This window comes from Magnetospirillum fulvum (genome assembly GCF_900108475.1).
Lineage (GTDB): Bacteria > Pseudomonadota > Alphaproteobacteria > Rhodospirillales > Magnetospirillaceae > Phaeospirillum > Phaeospirillum fulvum_A.
This window is the reverse complement of sequence record NZ_FNWO01000005.1, coordinates 276,813-296,686: the sequence shown is the minus strand read 5'-3', so window position 1 is coordinate 296,686 and position 19,874 is coordinate 276,813. Positions and strand designations below refer to the sequence as shown.

Here is a 19,874-nt window from a genome sequence, read left to right as displayed (position 1 = left end):
CCCGCACGAGGCCCTCGACATGGCGGTGCCGATGGATCGCTACAGGGCGAGCCGACGGGCCTTTCCCGAGATACTTTCTTCGCCCGATTACGCCCCAGGCGAAACCCTGCGCAAGGTCCAGGACGGCGGGTTTATAAGCTTCAAAGGCCGCCAGATCCGCCTGTGCAAGGCATTCAAGGGCCACAGCCTTGCCCTCAGGCCAACATCCTGCGATGGGATTTGGGAGGCATGCTTCGGCGCACACCGGGTCGCGCAAATCGACTTGCGCGACCCGGTGGATTAGGATGCCCTAACTGTCACCCATGTCCCCGAACACCTGTTACCCATCTCTCCGGTCTAAACAGCTGGCCGGGGGAGGGTTTCGCTTTGAGCCGTCGCCGGTCCTATTTCACGAACAGGATTTCGACCCGACGGTTGCGCAGTTCCGTTACGCCGTCGCCGGTGGCGACCGCCGGTTGAGTCTTGCCCAACGCCTTCTGATCGGCCTGGACGCCAAGACGGGCCAGGGCCTCGGCGACGGTGCTGGCCCGCTGGGCCGACAGGCGGTCGTTGAGGGCGGCCTTGCCCGACGTGTCGGTGTGGCCGATGACGTGGATTGCGGTGGGGGCAAGCTCGGCCCGCGCCGCGGCGGCTTCGGCCAGGGTCTTCTGCCCCTTCGGACCCAGGGTCGCCTTGTTGAGGTCGAAATAGACGACAAAGGTGCGGATGACCTTGGGCTCGACCGCGCTGGGCGGATTCACCGCCGGGGGCTCGGGCTCCAATTGCGCGACGGTCTTGACGAAGGTCGAGCGGCATTCCGACAGGCTGTCGCCCTCGGATTCCTCTTCGACCCAGCAATCGAACGACGCCTGGGCCTTGGCGGCGAGCGCGGGCACCCGGTCGGCCGCGCCGGTCGACAGATAGCCGACCAGCTTGGTCCGGGCGGCGGTCAGTTCGGCGACGCGGTCGGCGGGAATGTCCCACGCGGCGATGTCTTCGGGGGCGACCACCTCGCCATCGGCGGCCCGCAGGCCCTTGCGGGCGAACACAGCGGCATTGATCCAATCGTATTGCACCAGCGCCTCGGACTTGGCGATGCCGCGATATTCGTCAAATAATGCCCGGGTGAAGGCCGGTCCGGTCGAGGCGGGCGGAGCTTCGATTGCCGTTTGGACATCGGCCACTTCCCAAGGTGTGGCGCAGGCAGCGGCCAAGGCCGCCGTGCCGATGGCGCAAACGATACGTAGCCTTCTCATTAAGCCTGTCTCCTCGTCAGGAACCCTGGTCCGCACAGGGGCGGCGGTTCGGTGTTTTGTCGAAACAGCATATAACGAGGGAACCGTGCGGTCGAGTCGCCGCATGTCCTGTAAGTTGATGGCTATAATCCCCACCGTTCCGCCTGTTCTTGGGCCGTCAGGGCGAATGTCGCGTCGATATAGTGCAACAGGTCGGAGACGCTTTCCTCGACCGAGCGACCTTCGGTGACCAGGGCCAGTTCGGGCGTTTCCGGCGGCTCGTAGGGGGCGGTCAGGCCGGTGAAGTGGGGGATCGCCCCGGCGCGGGCCTGGCCGTACAGCCCCTTGGGATCGCGCCGTTCGCATTCGTCGAGGCTGGTGGCGACGTGAATCTCGTGGAACGCTTCCGGGTTGATCGACCGCACCCGGTCGCGGTCGGCGCGATAGGGCGAGATGAAGGCGGCCAGCACGATCAATCCGGACTCGGCCAGCAGATGGGCGACTTCGCCCGAACGGCGGATGTTCTCGGCCCGGTCCTCGGGCGAAAAACCAAGATCGGAATTGAGGCCGAGGCGCAGCGCGTCGCCGTCCAAAATCGTCACCTGCCAACCGCGCAGGAACAGGCGGCGTTCGACTTCGGCGGCGATCGTCGATTTGCCCGCGCCGGACAGGCCGGTCAGCCAGAGCACACCGCCGCGATGGCCGTTGGCAAGACTGCGGGCGTGCAGATCGACCGGGTGGATGCCGTGGTTGAGAACGGCGCCGATCCGCTCGCCCTCGGTGCGGGCGATGACGCCGCCGCCGACGATGTCGTGCCCCTCGACCAGGACGAAGCGGCCCAGCCGGGGATTGTCGGCAAAGGCATCGTGGGCGACCGGGGTGCGGGTCCGCAACTCGATTTCGGCCACCGCGTTGCGGCCGACCTCGATCCCGTCATGATGGCCAAGATCGACGACGTCGATCACCCGGCGGATCGCCGAGACTTCGACGGTGTGTTCGGCGGTGGCCAGCTTCAGCCGATAGCGCGCGCCCACCGTCAGCGGATTGTGGCCCAGCCAGAACAGCCGCGCCGCGATCGAATGCGACAGGGTCGGGGGCGTGTCGGCATGGCTGGCGATCTGGCCGCGCTCGACGAAGATCTGTTCGTCCAAGGTGATCGCGACCGAGCGCCCGGCTCCGGCCTGGTCCAACACCTCGCCCGCGCCCCAATGTTCCAGGCTGGCGACCCGCGCCGTCTTGCCCGAAGGGGCGAAGGTCAGGCTGTCGCCGACGGCCAGCCGACCGGATTCGATCCGCCCGGCGATCAAGCGGCGGTGGTCGAACTTGTAGACGTCCTGAATCGGAAAGCGCAGCGGCAAATCGGTGTCGGGAACCGCCGGGGTAAAGCCGTCCAGCGCGGCCAGAACGGTCGGGCCGGTGTACCACGGGGTCTCGGTGGCGGGGGCCGAGATGTTGGCCCCGCTGCGCGCCGCGACCGGGATGACATGGGTGGGGGAAAGCCCGATCGAGCCGAGATAGGCGACGATCTCGGCCTTGACCTCGTCGAAGCGGGATTGATCGAACCCGACCAGATCCATCTTGTTGACGGCGACGGCGACCTGACGCAGCCCCAGCAAATGGAGCAGATAACCGTGGCGGCGCGATTGCTCGCGCACCCCTTCGGCGGCGTCGATCACCAGCAGGGCCGCCTCGGCCGAGGCCGCGCCGGTGATCATGTTCTTCAGGAATTCCTTGTGGCCGGGCGCGTCGATGATGACATAGGGCCGGGCCTGGGTGCGAAAGCGGATACGGGCGGTGTCGATGGTGATGCCCTGGTCGCGCTCGGCCTGGAGCGCGTCCATCACAAAGGCCCATTCGAACGGCATGCCGCGCCGGTCGCACACTTCGCGCAGGGTCTCGACCTTGCCGTCGGGCAGGGCGCCGGTTTCATGGAGCAGGCGGCCGACCAGGGTGGATTTGCCGTGATCGACGTGGCCGACGACGACGATGTTCATCGGAGAAGTGGTGGAGGTCATTGCACTGAGCTTCCTGAACTACATGTAGCCGCCGGTCCGCAGACGCTCGAACGCGTCCTCGGACTCGCGATCCTGGGCGCGTCCCGACCGTTCGGAAATCCGCGTTGTCTCCAGTTCCTCGATGATCTCGTCAACCGAGGAGGCGGTGGACTCGATCGGGCTGGTGCAGGGCGCGCAGCCCAGCGAGCGGTAACGCTTGCCGTCCTTCGAGAAATACAGGCTGACCACCGGGATCGATTCGCGGCGGATGTAGCGCCAGACATCCAGCTCGGTCCAGGCCAGCAGCGGATGAATGCGGATGTGGGTGCCGACCGGGAAGTCGGTCTTGAACTGGCCCCAGAATTCCGGCGGCTGGTCCTTGACGTCCCATTCCGCCGTTTCCGAGCGGGGGCTGAACACCCGTTCCTTGGCGCGGGTGCCTTCCTCGTCGCGGCGAATCCCGGCGATGACGCCGGTCAGCTTGTTGTCGGCGATCACCTGCTTCAACCCCTCGGTCTTCAGCGCGGTGCAGCATTCGACCCGGCCCAGATGCGGCCCCATCCCCGCCGCCAGCGCGGCATCGTTCTGGCCGATCAGCAGCGGCAGGTTCCATTCGCGGGCGACCCGGTCGCGGAACTCGATCATTTCGGGGATCTTGTGATGGGTATCGACATGGATCACCGGGAAGGGAACGTGGCCGAGGAAGGCCTTGCGCACCAGCCACAGCAATACGTTGGAATCCTTGCCGATCGACCATAACAGGGCGATCTTGTCCAGGCGGTTGAACGCCTCACGCAGGATATAGATCGACTGACTTTCCAGGGCGTCGAGATCGTTCATGACAATCCGTTCGGGTTTCCGGGTTCAAGGGGAGCCGCCGCCGCGTCGGGCGCGTGCAAGCGGGTATGGATGCCGCATTCGGTTTTGGCCGCTCCGGCCCAACGACCGGCGCGGGCCGGTTCGCCGGGCTGGACCGGACGGGTACAGGGCCAGCAGCCGATCGAGCGATAGCCTTGCTCTTCCAGCGGATGGCGGGGCAGGCCGCGTTCGACGAAGGCGGTTTCGATATCGGTATCGCTCCACCCGGCCAGCGGGCTGAGCTTCAGCACGGGACCGCTGACCTCGACGGTGGGCATCTGGGTCCGCTCGAAGCCGTGGGCGCGGCGGCGGCCGTCGATCAGGGCGTCGAACGGCGCGGCGGCGCGGAGCAGCGGGGCCACCTTGCGCAGGCCGCAGCAGCGGTCGGGGTCGGTCTCCCACAGCGCGTCGGCCTCGCGCCGCTCGGCCTCGGTCGGTCCGCTGACCGTCACCCGGCGCAGGCCGAGATGGGCCGACAGGGTGCGGATATAGTCGGTGGTCTCGTCGAACAATTCGCCGGTATCCAGCACGATCACCGGCAGGTCGGGATCGACCCGAGCGACCAGATCGAGCAGAACGGCGGATTCGGTACCGAACGAGGTCAGCGCCGCGATCGTGACCGCCTCAGGCCCGCGAATCGCCGCCTCCAGCAAGGCCAGCCCGTCCAAAGCGGACCAGCGTTGGGCCAGCCGTGTTGCTGTCTCGATGTCAATTCGACTCATACCGTCCGTCCGCTCGGGTTAAGGGTGGACTCCAGCAGCCAGGATAGCGCATCCCGATAGAATTGGGCGCTGCCGGTGACCAGGGCCGAGGTCCGCTCGGCCAGCACGGAATCGAACGCTTCGATAAAACGAGGGGTGGCGGCGGGGCTGGCGCGGAACCGGGCGAACACCGTTTCGGCCTCGTCGGTGTCGGCGACGGCGATGCCATGGGCGACCAACAGGCGGCGAATCGCCAGAACCGAGGCTTCCTCGCCCGCTTTCAACGCCTCGGGCCAGCGTCCCGCCGCCAGGAAGCGGTCGAAATTGGCCAGCGCGTCCAAGGCGAGATCGCCGAGATGAGCGGTCGGAGCCTGGGGCGCGGCGCATTCGCCGGTGGCGCGTGGCGGCCCGGTAAAGGGCCGGGTCTCGCCCCAATCGACGAACCAATCTTCGGCGGGGGCGGTGGCGGCCAGCGGTTCGAGCAGGCGGGCGATCCCGTCTGGCCCCAGCCGGACGGCCCAGTCGCGGACGCTTTCACCGGGGGTGCGGTCGTCTTTGAGCGCGCGGCGCAGCAGGGTGACGGCGCGGTCGGCCAGCTTGGCGGGCACGATCGGGCCTTCGACGGCAAAGGCACCGTTGCGGACGTCGCCGCCCAGATGCAGCCGGTAATGCGGCGCGGGGCGGCCGTTGACGGTTTTGGTCAGACCGTGCAGGCCGATCTCGGCGGCATGATGCAGGCTGCACGAATTATGGCAGCCCGAGACGCGGATCAGCACCGGGGCATGGTCTTCGTCGGGCTCGGCGGCGATATCCTCGACCAGTTTGTGGCCGAAGGCGCGGGAATTGTTGATGCCGATCCGGCAGGTGGTGATGCCGGGGCAGGTCACCACCGAGGCCTTGGCCGCGCCCGCTTCGGGGCTGTCCAGCCCGATCGCCGCCAGCGCCTCGGCCAGCCCGGCCAGGGCGTCGGGCGCAAGCCCGAGCAGGACAAGGTTCTGCTCGCGGGTCAGTCGGGCCTGGGCGGCGCCAAAGCGCTCGGCGATCGCGGCCAGCCCGTCCAGTTGATCGGCGCTCAATTGTCCGAGCGGGACCGGGACGATCGCGGCGACGGTTCCGTCCGGCGCGGTGACCCGCCCGTCCGGGGCCAGCGGGCCGCTATCGGTCTCGGTGGGGCGACGCCAGTCGAGCGGCGGCCAAGCTCGTTGGGTCAGACCGCGCAGGCGGTCGAATTCGGTGCGGAACTGGGCCAGGAACGCTTCGGCTCCCAGACGTTTGATGGTGAAGCGCAGCCGCGCCCGCGCCCGCTCGGTCCGGGTCGAATGGCGGATGTGGAGACGGATCACCGCTTCGAACAGCGCGGGCACGTCTTCCTCGACGACAAAATCGGCCAGTTCGATCGCGATGCCGGGCACCGCGCCCAAGCCCCCGCCGACCAGGGCGCGAAAGCCGGGACGGCCGTTCTTTTCCACCGCGATCAGGCCAAGATCGTTGATCGTCGCCCCGCCGCAATCGGTGGCGCAGCCCGATACCGTCATCTTCATCTTGCGCGGCATCGCCTGGACCAGCGGATGGCGCAGCCACAGCCGCGACAGGCGGCTGGCGACCTCGCCCGCATCGACCCGTTCGCGCGGGCAGGCTCCGGCCAGGGCGCAGGCATTGATGTTGCGGACGGTATTGCCGCCCGCCTCGCGCGAGGTCATTCCGCCCGCGTTCAGCCGGTCGAGCGCATCGGCGGTCCGCTCCAGCGGGATATGGTAGAGCTGGATGTCCTGGCGGGTGGTGATGTGGGCCGGGCCTTGGGCGAAATCGCGGGTCAGACCGGCCAGGACCGACAGCCACGACAGCGGCACCACCCCGCCCGGGATCTTGATCCGGATCATTTGCACCCCGGCCTGGCGCTGGCCATAGATTCCGTGGCGCAGGCGGAAGGACGACCAGCGCTCTTCGTCCCACCCGCCGCCGCGATAGCGACGCAGGCCGTCGCGGTACTCGCTGGCATCCGAGACGCGCGCCAATGGTTCACCGGATTCGATAAGTGCGTGGTTCGCGTCGCTCATCCCTAGGCCCTTTCTCGTCGACCCGAATCGCTCTCGGGTCCTGCAACAGACCCAAGGCAATAGCGTCTCCGCTATTCGGGTGTCAACACGGATTGTGTAAATTAAGTCGATACGACAAAATATTAATGTGATTTATGGGCCTAAATCAAACCTCGCAGGTGAGAGGTGTTAAAAGGGACGAGGGAGACCGCCACAGGCATATATGGGTGGTCTATCTCGATTAATCTTCCGCATATAGATGTGCGGACCTGTCAGGCCCCGGCGAAAACGCGGGCTCGGCGCAGCGAAAGTCCGACCGACGAGCCCTTCGCCAGCGAAAGATGGGTGTGTTGCTCGCGGGTCAACTCGACTTCAAGCGAGATGTTGCCGGGCAACAGCAGGTCGGCGCGGACCACCGGCCCCAGGATCGCCAATTGCTCGACCACGGCGCGGGGCAGCCCGTCGGCGGGGGGGCGCAGCTCGACATCGTGGGGACGGACAAAGGCGATCCCGTCGCCTTCGCCGCCGGAATTGGGGGCCTCGATCGCGAGGCTGAGACCGGCGATTTCGGCCCGTCCGTCATGGATCGCGCAGGGCAGCGAGTTGACGTTGCCGAGGAAGCGATAGACGAACGGAGTCGCGGGCTGATCGTAGATTTCGGCGGGGGTGCCGATCTGCTCGATCCGGCCTTTGTTCATCACCACCACCTCGTCGGCGACCTCCAACGCTTCTTCCTGATCGTGGGTGACGAACACCCCGGTCAGCCCCAGTTCGTCATGGAGGCGGCGCAGCCAGCGGCGCAGTTCCTTGCGCACCTGGGCGTCGAGCGCGCCGAACGGCTCGTCCAGCAACAGCAGACGGGGTTCGACCGCCAGAGCGCGGGCCAGGGCGACGCGCTGGCGCTGTCCGCCTGACAATTGGGTGGGATAGCGCCCGGCCAGCCCGCTGAGTTGGACCAGATCGAGCAAGGCGGCGACGCGGCGGTCGATCTCGGCGCGCGGCGGCCGGTCCTTGCCTTTGCGCACCGTCAGGCCAAAGGCGATGTTGTCGGCGACGGTCATATGGCGGAACAGGGCGTAATGCTGGAAGACGAAGCCGATACCGCGGTCGCGCGCTTTCTGTTCGGTCGCCTCGATCCCGTCCAGGATCACCCGTCCGTGATCGGGGGCGTCCAGCCCGGCGAGAATCCGCAACAACGTGGTCTTGCCCGATCCCGATGGCCCCAGCAGCGCCACCAGCTTGCCCTTCGGCACCTGGAGCGAGACGTTGTCGAGCGCCCGGAACGCGCCGAAATGCTTGGTGATGTTCTGAACTTCGATCATTGCGGCCTCTATGACTGGCGAAGGGCGGCGATTTCGTCCCGCAACCGCCATTCCAGAGCCGATTTGGCCACCAGGGTCAGCAAAGCGAGCAGGGCAAGCAGCGACGCGACGGCGAACGCGCCGACAAAATCGTATTCGTTGTAGAGAATCTCGACATGGAGCGGCATCGTGTTGGTCAGGCCGCGAATATGGCCCGACACCACCGACACCGCGCCGAATTCGCCCATGGCGCGGGCGTTGCACAGCAGCACGCCGTGCAGTAGGCCCCATTTGACGTTGGGCAGGGTCACGGTCAGAAAGGTCTTGAACCCGCCAGCCCCCAGCACGATGGCGGCCTCTTCCTCCTCGCGGCCCTGCTCCTCCATCAGCGGGATCAATTCGCGGGCGACGAAGGGGAAGGTGACGAACATCGTCGCCAGCACGATCCCCGGCACCGCGAACAGCACCCGGATGTTGTGGTCGCGCAGTGTCTCGCCGAACCAGCCCTGAAGCCCGAACAGCAGGACGAAGACCAGACCGGAAATCACCGGCGAGACCGAGAAGGGCAGGTCGATCAGGCTGATCAGCAGGCTTTTGCCGCGAAAGTCGAACTTGGCGATCGCCCACGACGCCGCCAGCCCGAAGCCGATATTGACCGGCACCGCAATGGCTGCAACCAGCAGGGTGAGGCGGATCGAAGCCCAGGCGTCGGGTTGGGTCAGGGCGGCGAAATAGGCTCCGGTTCCCTTGCCCAGGGCCTGGGCCAGCACGGCGGCCAGCGGCAGCACCAGGAACAGGCCGAGAAAGCCGAGCGCCAGCGCGATCAGCAGCCAGCGGATCAGGGGGGATTCGTCACGGCGCATCAGGCGGCTCCACGGGACAGGCGGTCACGGTTCCAGCGTTGCAGGCCGTTGATCGCCAGCAGCAGCACGAACGACGCCACCAGCATGATCGCGGCGATCGCGGTGGCGCCGACATAATCGTATTGCTCGAGCCGGACCACGATCAGCAGCGGCACGATCTCGGACAAACCGGGGAAGTTGCCGGCGATGAAGATCACCGAGCCGTATTCGCCGACGGCGCGGGCGAAGGCCAGGGCGAACCCGGTCAGCAGCGCCGGGGCCAGGGTCGGCAGGATGACGCGGGAAAAGGTCTGCCAGCGCCCGGCGCCCAGTGACGCCGCCGCTTCCTCGACCTCGGAATCGATGTCTTCCAGCACCGGCTGGACGGTACGGACGACGAAGGGCAATCCGACGAACACCATCGCGACGATCGCGCCAAGGGGGGTAAAGGCGACCTTGATCCCCAGCGGCTCGATCAGTTGGCCGATCCAGCCCTGGGGGGCATACAGCGCGGCCAGGGCGATACCGGCCACTGCGGTGGGCAGGGCGAAGGGCAGATCGACCATCGCGTCAATCAGACGCCGTCCGGGGAAGTCGAAGCGGACCAGCACCCAGGCGACCAGCAAACCGGCGGCGGCATTAATCAACGCCGCTACCAAAGCGCCGCCAAAGCTGAGACGGAAGGCGGCCTGAACCCGACTGTCGGCAAAGATCGCTAGCCATTGGTCGAGGGTCAGGCCCGAGGCCATTACGAACAGGCTGGTCAGCGGAATGAGCACCAGAACCGAGAGCCACCCCAGGGTCAGGCCCAGCGTCAGGCCGAACCCCGGGATCACCCGCCAAGGTTTGGCGGGATTATTTTTTGGCATTGACGATGACCCTGTCGAAAATCCCGCCATCGGCGAAGTGCGCCGTCTGCGCCTTGCCCCAGCCGCCGAACACGTCGTCGATGGTGAACAGACGGACCGGCGGGAACTCGGTCACGTGCTTCTTGGCGATATCGGGATCGCGCGGGCGGTAATGGTTGCGGGCGATGATCTCCTGCGCCTCGGGGGTATAGAGGAAGGAGAGATAGGCTTCGGCCAGGGCGCGGGTACCGTGGCGATCGACCACCTTATCGACCACCGTGACCGACGGTTCGGCCAGGATCGACAGCGGGGGGGCGACGATCTCGAACTGGCCGGGGACTTCCTTCAGGGCCAGGATCGCTTCATTCTCCCAGGCGATCAGGACGTCGCCGATGCCGCGCTGGGTAAAGGTGGTGGTCGAGCCGCGCGCGCCGGTGTCGAGCACCGGGACGTTGTGGAACAAGGCGGTGACGAAGGCTTCGGCCTTGGCCGCGTCGTTGTTGGTGCGGTTCAGTTCGTAGCCCCACGCCGCCAGATAGTTCCAGCGCGCCCCGCCCGAAGTCTTGGGGTTGGGGGTGATCACCGCGATGCCGGGACGGACCAGATCGTCCCAATCCTTGATGGCCTTGGGGTTGCCCTTGCGGACCAGGAACACGATGGTCGAGGTGTAGGGCGCGCTGTTGGCCGACAATCGGGTCTGCCATTTGGGGTCGATCTGGCCGCGCTGGGCAATGGCGTCGATATCGTAGGCCAAAGCCAGGGTGACGACGTCGGCTTCAAGACCGTCGATCACCGCGCGGGCCTGCTTGCCCGAACCGCCATGCGACTGGTTGATACGGAGATCCTCGCCGGTCTTGGCTTTCCAGGTCTTGATGAAGGCGGCGTTGATCTGCTGGTACAGCTCGCGGGTGGGGTCGTAGGACACATTGAGGAGGGTTCGGCTTTCCGCCGCGCCCGCGCCGGGGATCGCCGCAGCGAGGGCCATCGCCGCCCCAACCACTAGCGCTGTGGCCAGAACCAGCCGCACCGCGTCTCTGCTCCATTCACCTGACATCGTGTTCTCCCCCTCGGTCTCGAAGCGATATTCATCACCCCTATAGGTTACTAGATTAAAGGTGTCAAGCTGAGTTCTCCACAAGCGGCTGTCAAAATCTACTAAATCTATAGATAATCATTGACGTGGTCCGGGGCGATCGGTACGGTGACGCTCATCTGAAGCGCGCGCCAGTGGTCGCGCGCACCCGGTTTTGACGAGAAGGAAACGGCAATGACGATCACGACCCTTCCTTCCTCTGCCCGTTACCATGCCGCCCCGGTGGCGGTATCGACCCGGCGCGCCGATGACCCTTGGCGCAGCGGCGAACCCGCCTTGGCCGATGTGATGGCCGATCCCATCGTCCATCTGGTGATGGCCCGCGACGGGTTGACCGCCGCCGAGGTCTGGCCGCTGCTGACCGAGGCTGGCCGTATCCTCGGGAGGCGGCTTTGCCCAATGACGGCGGCGGCGGCCTGACGGCCTCTAGAAAGGGGGCGGCGGTCTTGATCGCCGCTTTTCCCCCGCCCTGGCTTGGCGCTATTGTTTCCTTACGTTGATCCGCCAGACTGATCGTGAGGAATCATGCCTATTTTTTCATTTCGATGCACTAAATGCGGCGAGGAATTCGAGACCCTGGTGATGGGGTCCGACAAGCCCGCCTGTCCGGCCTGTTCCGGTGCCGAGTTGGAACGGCTGGTGTCTGCGCCGTCGGTCGGCGGCAAGACCGAGGCGGCGCTGGGCCGCGTCCGCCAGCAGGCCGCCCGCGAAGGGCATTTCAGCAATTACAGCCGGTCGGAATTGAAGGGTCGCCTGTAGGCTGGCTGGCCTATAAGCCCACAAACCGACAAAAATAGTAGATAAATGATGTTGACAGGCCGGGTCGCCCGCCTCTAGCCTGAAATCTGTCTATTCGGCAGATTTCTGGAGGCTCGGGGTGATCGTCATCGACGACCTGGAGAAGGACTTCGGTGTCCCGTCCGGCCCGAACCCGGTGCTCCGCGGCATTTCGCTCACCATCGAAAAGGGCGAGGTGTTCGGCATCATCGGCCGGTCCGGTGCAGGCAAAAGCACCCTGGTCCGTTGCATCAATCTGTTGGAACGCCCGACCCGGGGACGGATCACCGTCGCCGGGCGCGATCTGTCAGGTCTTGCTGGCCCGGCCTTGCGGGCGGCGCGCCACGACATCGGGATGGTGTTCCAGCATTTCAACCTGCTGTCGTCGCGGACGGTGCAGGGCAATGTCTCCCTGCCGCTTGAACTGGTCGACATGCCGCGCGGCGAGCGTCTGCGCCGCGTCGATGAAATGCTGGATCTGGTCGGGCTGACCGACAAACGGGATGCCTATCCGGCGCAATTGTCGGGCGGGCAGAAACAGCGCGTCGGCATTGCCCGCGCCCTGGCGTCGCGCCCCTCGGTGCTGCTGTGCGACGAGGCGACCTCGGCGCTGGACCCCGAGACGACCAAATCGATCCTGGCCCTGCTGGCCGAGATCAACCGCACCCTTAATCTGACCATCGTTCTGATCACCCACGAAATGCAGGTGGTGCGGGAAATCGCCGACCGGGTCGCGGTGCTCGATCAGGGGCTGGTGGTCGAGCAGGGGCGGGTGTTCGACGTCTTCACCCAGCCGACCCATCCGGTCACCCGGTCGCTGGTGCGCGAGGTGCTCAATCTCGAACTGCCGGAACGGGTCAGGTCGCGGCTGCGCCACTCGCCGCAGACCTCGCCGGGTCTGGTGATGCGGATCACCTTTACCGGCCCGTCCGCCAACGAGCCGATCGTGTCCGAGATCGTCCGCCGCTTCGGCGTCTCGTTCAACATCCTGCACGGCCATATCGACTACATCCAGAACGCCCCCTATGGGACGCTGACGGTCGAAGCCGGTGGTAGCGAAGCCGGATTGCAGGCGGCGCTCGATTTCCTGCGCGTCAAATCGCTCAAAGTGGAGATTCTCGGCCGTGTCGCAGCGCCTGATCGAGCTGTTGCTTGAAGCCTTGTGGGAAACCCTGGCGATGGTCGGCGTTTCCGCCGTCCTGGCCGCGCTGATCGGCGTGCCGCTTGGGATTTTGCTGCTGGTGACCCAGCCCGGCCACATCCTGGCCCGGCCGACCTTCAATCGCGTTGTCGGGACGTTGGTTAACGCCACCCGCTCGACTCCGTTCATTATCTTGATGGTCGCGATCATTCCGCTGACGCGGGCGCTGGTCGGAACCTCGATCGGGACGGCGGCGGCGACGGTGCCGCTGGTGATCGCCGCCGCGCCGTTCATCGCCCGGCTGGTCGAAGCCTCGTTGCGCGAGGTCGATCCCGGGCTGATCGAAGCGGCGCAGGCGATGGGAGCCTCACCCCTTCAGATCGTCACCAAGGTGCTGGTGCCCGAGGCGCTGCCCGGCATCGCCGCCGGTCTCACCATCACCGTCGTCAGCCTGATCGGCTATTCGGCGATGGCGGGGGCGGTCGGCGGGGGCGGGTTGGGCGATCTCGGCATCCGCTATGGCTATCAGCGCTTCCAGGGCGAGGTGATGGTCGCCGTCGTCGTGGTGCTGATCGTGCTGGTTCAACTGATTCAAAGTCTGGGCGACGCCGCCGCCCGCCGTCTCAACAAGCGCGACCGTTCCCAGGCCAACGGGTAAGGGAGATTGCTCCGATGACGATTGATATCGCCGCCGAACGCCGATTTTGGGCGCCCGCGCTGGAAACGCAATCCCGCGCCGAGTGGGACGCGTTGAAGCTGTCGCTGCTGCGGACCCATCTGGCCCATGCCCAGGCCGGTTTGCCCTATTACCGCGCCAGCTTCGCCGCGGCCGGAGTGGGGCCGGACAGCCTGAAAAGCCTGGACGATCTGCGCCGCTTTCCCTTCATCAACAAGCAAATCCTGCGCGAACGGCAGGAAGCGGTGCCGCTGCTGGGCGATATCGCCGCCGTGCCGGAAAGCGAGGTCGTTTACGTCTCGGCCTCGTCCGGCTCGACCGGGGTGCCGACCCTGTCGCCGTTCACGGCGGGCGATTTCGATGCCTGGATGGATTACGAAGCGCGGCAATTCTGGTCGTCGGGACTGCGTCCAACCGACCGCTATTGCCACTCGCTCAATTTCTCGCTGTTCGTCGGCGGGCCGTGCGTGTTGGGGGCGCAGAAGCTGGGGGCGCTGTCGATCCATGCCGGAACGGTGCCGTCGGAACGGCTGCTGACGATCCTGAAGCAGTTCCAGGCGACGGCGATCTGGACCACGCCGTCTTATGCCTGGTACCTGGGCGAGACGGCGCAGAAGCAGGGGATCGACCCCGCCCGCGATCTGGCGGTGCGGCGGATCTTTGTCGCGGGCGAGCCGGGGGGCTCGATCCCCGAGACGCGGGGGCGGATCGAGTCGCTGTGGGGGGCGTCGGTCTATGATTATTACGGCCTGTCCGACATTTTCGGCTCGTGCGCCGGGATGTGCGAGGAAAAGGACGGGCTGCACTGGGCCGAGGACCATATCCTGGCCGAGGTGCTCGACCCCGTTACCGGCGAGCCGGTCCGCGAGGGCGAGCGCGGCGAACTGGTGCTGACCACCCTGCAAAAGCGCGCCCGGCCGCTGATCCGGTTCCGCACCGGCGATATCGTCTCGTTCACCTCCGAGCCGTGCCGCTGCGGCCGGACCTCGCAACGCCTGCTCGGCGTGCACGGGCGGCTTGACGACATGCTGATCGTCCGCGGCGTCAATTTGTTCCCCAGCGATATCGAGGCGGTGGTGCGTCAGGACGGCGACTTCACCGGCGAATATCGGCTGGTGCTCGATCGCGAGAACCACCTGGACATCGTGACGGTCGAGGTCGAACGCCGCTGGGGCTGTGCCGTGCCCCCTGGCGACCTCGCCGCCCGTCTGACCCGCCGGATCAAGGCGGTCACCGGGGTTGGTCCCAAGGTGGCGGTGCTGGAGGCCGACAGCCTGCCGCGCGCCACCCACAAGGCCAAACGGGTCGAGGATCGGCGCGGGGCGGTCTGGGCCTGATCCCACCTCTTTTCGCGACAAGGAACCAAAACGACATGATTCGATTACGCACTCTGCTCGGAGCGGCCCTGATTCTGGCCCAAGCCGGCATTGCCCAAGCCGCCGAGCCCTTGAAGATCGGCGTCTCCACCGGGCCTTACACCGAGATTCTTGAGTTCGCCGCCAAGCTGCACAAGGAGAAGACCGGCACCGACATCAAGGTGGTCGAGTTTTCCGACTATACCCAGCCTAACGCGGCGCTGGCTCAGGGCGATATCGACTTCAACAACTTTCAGCACAAGCCCTATCTCGACAACCAGATCAAGACGCGGGGCTATGATCTGGTCGCGGTCGAACGCAGCATCATCGTGCCGCTCGGACTTTATTCCAGGAAGGTGACGGCGCAGGCTGATCTCAAGGACGGAGCCAGCGTCGCGATCCCCAACGATCCCGCCAACGGGGCACGAGCTCTGCTGCTGCTGCAACAGGCCGGGCTGATCAAGCTCGATCCCAAGGTTGGGATCGGCGCGACGCCGCTCGACATCGTCGATAACCCGAAAAAGCTGAAGATCCGGGAAATCGATGCCGCCCAATTGCCGCGCTCGCTCGACGACGTCGATATCGCCGCCGTGCCGCTCAATTACGCCGTCGCTGCCGAGCTAAACCCCAAGACCGCGTTGTTCCTCGAAGGCGTTGATACTCCGTGGGGGTTGTGGTTCGTCACCCAGACCAAGCGCAAGGATGATCCGGCGATCCAAGCCTTCATCGCCACCTATCGCTCGCCCGAGGTCAAGTCCTTCATCGCAAAGCGTTTCGACGGCACCATTATCCCGACGTGGTAGGACTTTTCCTCATCCCGGTCGGGCGGAAGTTCGCTTCCGCCCGATTGGAAAGGGGACTATAGTCCGAGGGATGAGCCGATTTCCCCGTCAGCCCTTCCCTGCGTTCACGGCCGTTTTTCTGCTTGTGGCCTGTCTGGCGGCCCTGGCCTCGGCCTTGTATGCCCAGTACGGACTGGGGATGCGTCCCTGCGTTCTGTGCGTCGCCGAACGCTTTCCCTTTGCCGTCGCCGCTCTGCTGGCCGCGTTGGCGCTGGGGACGGCACGGATGGTCGCCACCCGCCGCGCCTTGATGTGGCTGGCGGCGGTGACGTTGGGTCTCAACGCTCTGATCGCGTTCTACCATGTCGGGGTCGAGCAATTCTGGTGGGAATCGGCGGTCTGTGCCGCCAGCGCCCCGCCGCAGACCGTGGCCGATCAGACCTTCGATCTTGCCGACGCGATGAGCCGCCCGATCGAGGATGCTCCTTGCGACCAGCCCGCCTGGTCCTTTCACGGCATGACGATGGCCAGCCTCAACATCGCCTATTCCAGCCTGTTGGCGTTGCTGGTGGTTCTGTCGCTCCGTCGTCGCCGCTAGAGCCTTTTCCATTCAAATGGAATCGGCTCTAGGATTTTGCCTAAGGCCGCAGCCCCTCCGGGGCTGGCGTGGCTCAAGCGCCGCTCGGGCTTGTCGCGCATTCCACGCTGACTTCGTTTGAGTGGAATGCGCTCTAGGCTCCCTCCCTTTTTAGAATCCGCGCAGCCAGCGCGGCCTGACCCTGGCGCGTCCGTCGAGGGCGGCGTCGATTTCGCCCAGCAGGCGGTCGCGGTCGCGCGGCAGGGTTCCGGCCAGGGCCAGCGCGTTGCTGGCATGGTTGGAGCGGAAGATCACCGGGGCGGGAGGGGCGAGGCGTTCGACCAGACGGCGCAGTTCGGCCAGCACGCCGCGATCGTCCTGGGGCACGAAGCCGGGGCCGATCCGATCGAGAAAGCGGGGGGCGACGCTCTCCTCTAGCCCGAGTTGGAGGGTGGAGAGATAGACCGGGGGGGCGCGGTTGATCAGATCGGCGCTGGAATCGATATGCTCCTGCCAGCCCCCTTGTCCGCCGAGACCGAGGATCAGCGTCGCCGAGACTTTCAGCCCGCTGGCGCGCGCCAGGGCCAGCGCCGCCTCCATCTGCGCCGCCGAGCCTTTGGCCACCCGCTTCAACAGATCGTCCCAGCCGGTTTCGATGCCGAGATAGACCAGCCCCAGCCGCCGCGCCTTGAGGCGGGCGATGTCGTCGGCCCCTTTGCGCAGGATGTCGAATGGGGTGGCGTAGGCCGAAATCCGTTGCAGATCGGGCAGACGGGCGGCGAGATGGTCGCACAATTGGGTCAGATCGTCGGTCGGCAGGCAATAGGCGTCGCCGTCGGCAAGAAAGACCCGACGGGCGTCGGGCCACAGGGCGGCGGCGCGGTCGATGTCGGCGATCACCTCGGCCGATGGCCGGGCGCGGAAGGTTTTCGCCTTGTACATCGAACAGAAGGTGCAGGCGTTAAAGCGGCATCCCAGCGTCGCCTGAATGATCAGGTTGTCGCCTTCCGACGGCGGCCGCCACAACGGAAAATCATACTCGATCATCCGAACCTCTCCCGCCTTGCCGATTCTCGTTGCGCCAAGATAGCACGGACGGCGGGGCGGAGGCCGGGTTCAACCCCTTCGCCGCCGAGGAGCGGCGACGAAGGGGTGGGAGACCGGAGGACGGGACTATTCCTCCTCGGACGCCTTCGCCAGCGACTTCGCCAGGGAATAGACCTGCGCCCGCACCTTGGGATCGGCGATCTTGTAGAAAGCACGGACCAGTTCCAGGGTCTCGCGCCGGGCCAATACGTCTTTTTCCTGATGCGCGGCCGCCGAATGCGACGCCTCGCCCTTGACGATCGAGACCGGCGACAGCGCCTTCACTTCCTCGGGCATGTCGTCATAGAAGAACGAGATCGGCACGTCGAGAATGCGGGCGAGATCGAACAGGCGGCTGGAACCGATGCGGTTGGCCCCGCGTTCGTACTTCTGGACCTGTTGGAAGGTCAGGCCAATCGCCTCGCCCAGCTTTTCCTGGCTCATTCCCAGCAGCGTGCGGCGCAGGCGGACGCGGGATCCGACATGGATGTCAACGGGATTGGCGCTGCCGTCGTCGAGGCGGCCGCGGGTCGATTTCCGGCGCGAGGGAGCGGGCGCCACGTCTCCCGTCGTCGAAGCAACTTTTTCTTTTGCGATCATGATGGGTCCTACCCGAACAGGGTTGCATACTATTAGCATAGTGCGAATTAACTACGTGTGGCGCGGATATCAAGGGCTCATCGGTGAAATGATCCCTCGAAGGCTGTTTTTTTAGATAGCCGGAATGATCTTAGGGTTGTGGCTGGGCCGGGCCGACCCGCGCTAAGATGATGACGAGCGCGGGGAAGTGCCGTGAAATGCGAGCAATGTCAAGCGACTCTGTTGACGTGGACGCAACGGAACGCTCTGCCCGCTCAGCCGCTTCCGTCCGCTCGGCTTTTGACTCATTACAGAAAGATCATCTGAGCGAAATGTCCCGGTAACCTCGGCGGAGGCATACTCTCACCATAAGGTTTCGGTCAAACGGTCACCCCGATCCGGAACAAGCGTCTCGATCCTCGGCGGATTTGAACTCCCCGCCTTGTCCATGGTGCGGCCTTCCCCCTCCCGGGCCGCGACCCTCCGCTCTTCGGATGCCCCCCCGTCCGGAGAGAGATCAAAAGGCCCCCGCACATCCCCCCTGTGCGGGGGTTTTTGTTTGGCCGCCGCGCCGACCCGATCACTTCAGGAAATCGGCGACCTTGTCCACCAGCCGGTCGAACAGCGGATTATAGCCTAACCGCGCGGTCAACGGGCCGTTTGTCGCGATGTCGTCCTTGGTCGGCTCGCCCAGCCGCACCGGACCGGATGCGGGCAGGACGCCCCGGCACAGCGCCGACCCGGCGCGCTGCTCCGCCGTCACGCAGCCGCAGAAGCGGGGCCAGTCCTTCCGGCTCGAATAAGCCAGACAATTGCGGTAATCGCCCGTCGCCCCGTAATGCGGATTGGTCGGGGAAATCGGGATGCCGATATGGCTCAGCGCGGTGATGCAGGTGCCCGCCTGGTCGCCAAAGGGGCATGTCACGGCGGCGGGGCTGCGGGCGGGGGCACAGCCGACATCGTCTCCGCCCAAGCCATGAAGACAGACGATCCGGTGATCCCGCCTCTCCCGCGCCGCGTAAAGATCGGGCTGGGCCGCCAGGGTGGCGGGGGCGACATAAAGCAGGACGCGGCTGTCGGGATTGCTGACGCGAGCGTGGAAGAAATCGAGCGAGGCCAGCGAATCGACGGTGACATCCTCGGCGGCGAAGGCCATCAGCACCGGCAGGGTCAGCGGACGAGTCGAGGTCTCGACCTCGGTCATCACCTCCATCAGCGGGCGCGGCGCCATCACCGGAAAAGATTCGGCCTTGGCGAAATCCTGGTCCTCGTCGATCCGCAGCCAATGGCCTTCGGGGCCAAAGCCCGAGGCGGCGGTCATGATCGCCTGGAACAACTCGAACCCGAACGGAATGCGGTGGAGCGGAAAGCGGTTGGTCAGCCCGATCGACGGTGACAGCAAGATCAGCGAGGCGACCGGCGGCGCGGTCGGTGCGCCGTTGAGGACAAGGTCGAGCGCCAGCGTCGCCCCGGTCGAAAAGCCGACGAGATGGACCCGCCCGACCTGACCGGCAAAGCTGTCGGTGCCATAGCGGACGGCGGCCTTCCATTGTGCGGCGGTGGGGCGGACCAGATCGCCCGGCAGGGTGCCGTGTCCCGGCAGCAGGATCGAGCGCACCAGCAGACACTTACCCGGCAGCCGGGCCAGGGCGTCGCCGAGATCCTTCATCAGGAACGGCGAATCGCTAAGACCGTGGATCAGCAGAACTCCGTCTTTCGCGGTGCCGCCGCATTCCTCGGCCAACGGCCATTGCCGGGGCGCGACCAGTTCGACCTGGGCGGCGCGTTTCGCGGCGTCGGGCTCGACCGCCGTGCGGGCGGCATCCAGCCCGGCCCGGGTATCGGCGACATAGGCGGCGAACGATTTGTCGCTGGTGCCGTCCCGCCACGGTTCGAGCGGCATCGCCGAGAGTCCGTGCCGCACCGCCGACCAGGCCGCGCCGCTCTCGGCCGCGCGGCCCGAAACGGGGGCCAGCAACACCAGAACCATCATCATCGCGAAGACGAAGCGCAT

The 19,874-nt window shown here is 65.9% G+C and carries 19 protein-coding genes and 1 pseudogene; 8 read left to right on the top strand and 12 right to left on the bottom strand.

All coding sequences use genetic code 11. From position 1 onward, the window contains the following. A pseudogene (locus BLW40_RS08280) lies at positions 1–283 on the top strand (IS481 family transposase); the annotation flags it as partial. Between the two features lie 100 nt (positions 284–383). Here the strand turns inward: BLW40_RS08280 and BLW40_RS08275 are convergent. The 9 genes from BLW40_RS08275 to BLW40_RS08235 form a co-directional block, all read right to left on the bottom strand. After that, on the bottom strand, positions 384–1,235 hold the full coding sequence (locus BLW40_RS08275; protein ID WP_074767451.1) for an OmpA family protein: 852 nt from the start codon (positions 1,233–1,235) through the stop codon (positions 384–386). A gap of 122 nt (positions 1,236–1,357) precedes the next feature. Beyond that, positions 1,358–3,229 (bottom strand): adenylyl-sulfate kinase, encoded by a 1,872-nt coding sequence (gene cysC / locus BLW40_RS08270; protein WP_074767449.1) that lies wholly within the window; start codon positions 3,227–3,229, stop codon positions 1,358–1,360. Between the two features lie 18 nt (positions 3,230–3,247). Next, the gene (cysD, locus tag BLW40_RS08265) at positions 3,248–4,048 is read right to left on the bottom strand and encodes a sulfate adenylyltransferase subunit CysD (protein WP_074767447.1); all 801 of its coding nucleotides are present in this window, start codon (positions 4,046–4,048) and stop codon (positions 3,248–3,250) included. Further along, positions 4,045–4,788: a phosphoadenylyl-sulfate reductase gene (locus BLW40_RS08260; protein ID WP_074767445.1), complete on the bottom strand. Its 744-nt coding sequence runs from the start codon at positions 4,786–4,788 to the stop codon at positions 4,045–4,047. Before BLW40_RS08260 ends, cysD begins: the two co-directional genes overlap by 4 nt. After that, positions 4,785–6,824, bottom strand: coding sequence for a nitrite/sulfite reductase (locus tag BLW40_RS08255; RefSeq protein ID WP_074767443.1), 2,040 nt, complete (start codon positions 6,822–6,824; stop codon positions 4,785–4,787). The genes BLW40_RS08260 and BLW40_RS08255 overlap by 4 nt, the downstream gene beginning before the upstream one ends. Positions 6,825–7,075: 251 nt before the next feature. Further along, positions 7,076–8,125, bottom strand: coding sequence for a sulfate/molybdate ABC transporter ATP-binding protein (locus BLW40_RS08250; RefSeq protein ID WP_074767441.1), 1,050 nt, complete (start codon positions 8,123–8,125; stop codon positions 7,076–7,078). An 8-nt stretch (positions 8,126–8,133) separates the two neighbouring features. Continuing rightward, on the bottom strand, positions 8,134–8,967 hold the full coding sequence (gene cysW, locus BLW40_RS08245) for a sulfate ABC transporter permease subunit CysW (protein WP_074767439.1): 834 nt from the start codon (positions 8,965–8,967) through the stop codon (positions 8,134–8,136). Further along, positions 8,967–9,815 carry a sulfate ABC transporter permease subunit CysT gene (cysT, locus tag BLW40_RS08240; protein ID WP_074767437.1) on the bottom strand — a complete coding sequence of 283 codons (849 nt, stop codon included), beginning with the start codon at positions 9,813–9,815 and terminating at the stop codon, positions 8,967–8,969. Before cysT ends, cysW begins: the two co-directional genes overlap by 1 nt. Beyond that, a complete protein-coding gene (locus BLW40_RS08235) occupies positions 9,802–10,848 on the bottom strand; it encodes a sulfate ABC transporter substrate-binding protein (protein ID WP_074767435.1) in 1,047 nt (348 codons plus the stop codon). The genes cysT and BLW40_RS08235 overlap by 14 nt, the downstream gene beginning before the upstream one ends. 213 nt (positions 10,849–11,061) lie before the next feature. On the opposite strand from BLW40_RS08235, the gene BLW40_RS08230 reads away from it, so the two are divergent. The 7 genes from BLW40_RS08230 (at position 11,062) to BLW40_RS08200 (ending at position 16,216) form a co-directional block, all read left to right on the top strand. Beyond that, positions 11,062–11,307, top strand: coding sequence for a hypothetical protein (locus BLW40_RS08230; protein ID WP_074767433.1), 246 nt, complete (start codon positions 11,062–11,064; stop codon positions 11,305–11,307). A 105-nt stretch (positions 11,308–11,412) separates the two neighbouring features. Beyond that, positions 11,413–11,646: an FmdB family zinc ribbon protein gene (locus BLW40_RS08225; RefSeq protein WP_074767431.1), complete on the top strand. Its 234-nt coding sequence runs from the start codon at positions 11,413–11,415 to the stop codon at positions 11,644–11,646. A gap of 118 nt (positions 11,647–11,764) precedes the next feature. Next, positions 11,765–12,820 (top strand): methionine ABC transporter ATP-binding protein, encoded by a 1,056-nt coding sequence (locus tag BLW40_RS08220; RefSeq protein WP_074767429.1) that lies wholly within the window; start codon positions 11,765–11,767, stop codon positions 12,818–12,820. Beyond that, entirely contained in the window at positions 12,789–13,463 is a 675-nt protein-coding gene (locus BLW40_RS08215) for a methionine ABC transporter permease (protein ID WP_074767427.1), read from the top strand. Before BLW40_RS08220 ends, BLW40_RS08215 begins: the two co-directional genes overlap by 32 nt. 14 nt (positions 13,464–13,477) lie before the next feature. Then, positions 13,478–14,818 (top strand): phenylacetate--CoA ligase family protein, encoded by a 1,341-nt coding sequence (locus BLW40_RS08210; RefSeq protein WP_074767425.1) that lies wholly within the window; start codon positions 13,478–13,480, stop codon positions 14,816–14,818. 35 nt (positions 14,819–14,853) lie between these two features. Then, on the top strand, positions 14,854–15,639 hold the full coding sequence (locus BLW40_RS08205; RefSeq protein ID WP_074767422.1) for a MetQ/NlpA family ABC transporter substrate-binding protein: 786 nt from the start codon (positions 14,854–14,856) through the stop codon (positions 15,637–15,639). A gap of 70 nt (positions 15,640–15,709) precedes the next feature. Then, positions 15,710–16,216 carry a disulfide bond formation protein B gene (locus BLW40_RS08200; RefSeq protein ID WP_074767419.1) on the top strand — a complete coding sequence of 169 codons (507 nt, stop codon included), beginning with the start codon at positions 15,710–15,712 and terminating at the stop codon, positions 16,214–16,216. 150 nt (positions 16,217–16,366) lie between these two features. On the opposite strand, the gene BLW40_RS08195 is transcribed toward BLW40_RS08200, so the two are convergent. The 3 genes from BLW40_RS08195 to BLW40_RS08185 form a co-directional block, all read right to left on the bottom strand. Beyond that, positions 16,367–17,242 (bottom strand): radical SAM protein, encoded by an 876-nt coding sequence (locus tag BLW40_RS08195; protein ID WP_074767416.1) that lies wholly within the window; start codon positions 17,240–17,242, stop codon positions 16,367–16,369. Between the two features lie 126 nt (positions 17,243–17,368). After that, complete coding sequence (locus BLW40_RS08190; RefSeq protein WP_074767413.1) at positions 17,369–17,881, bottom strand: helix-turn-helix domain-containing protein; 513 nt, start codon at positions 17,879–17,881, stop codon at positions 17,369–17,371. A 559-nt stretch (positions 17,882–18,440) separates the two neighbouring features. Next, positions 18,441–19,874, bottom strand: a complete 1,434-nt coding sequence (locus tag BLW40_RS08185) for an alpha/beta hydrolase (protein ID WP_074767410.1) — start codon at positions 19,872–19,874, stop codon at positions 18,441–18,443.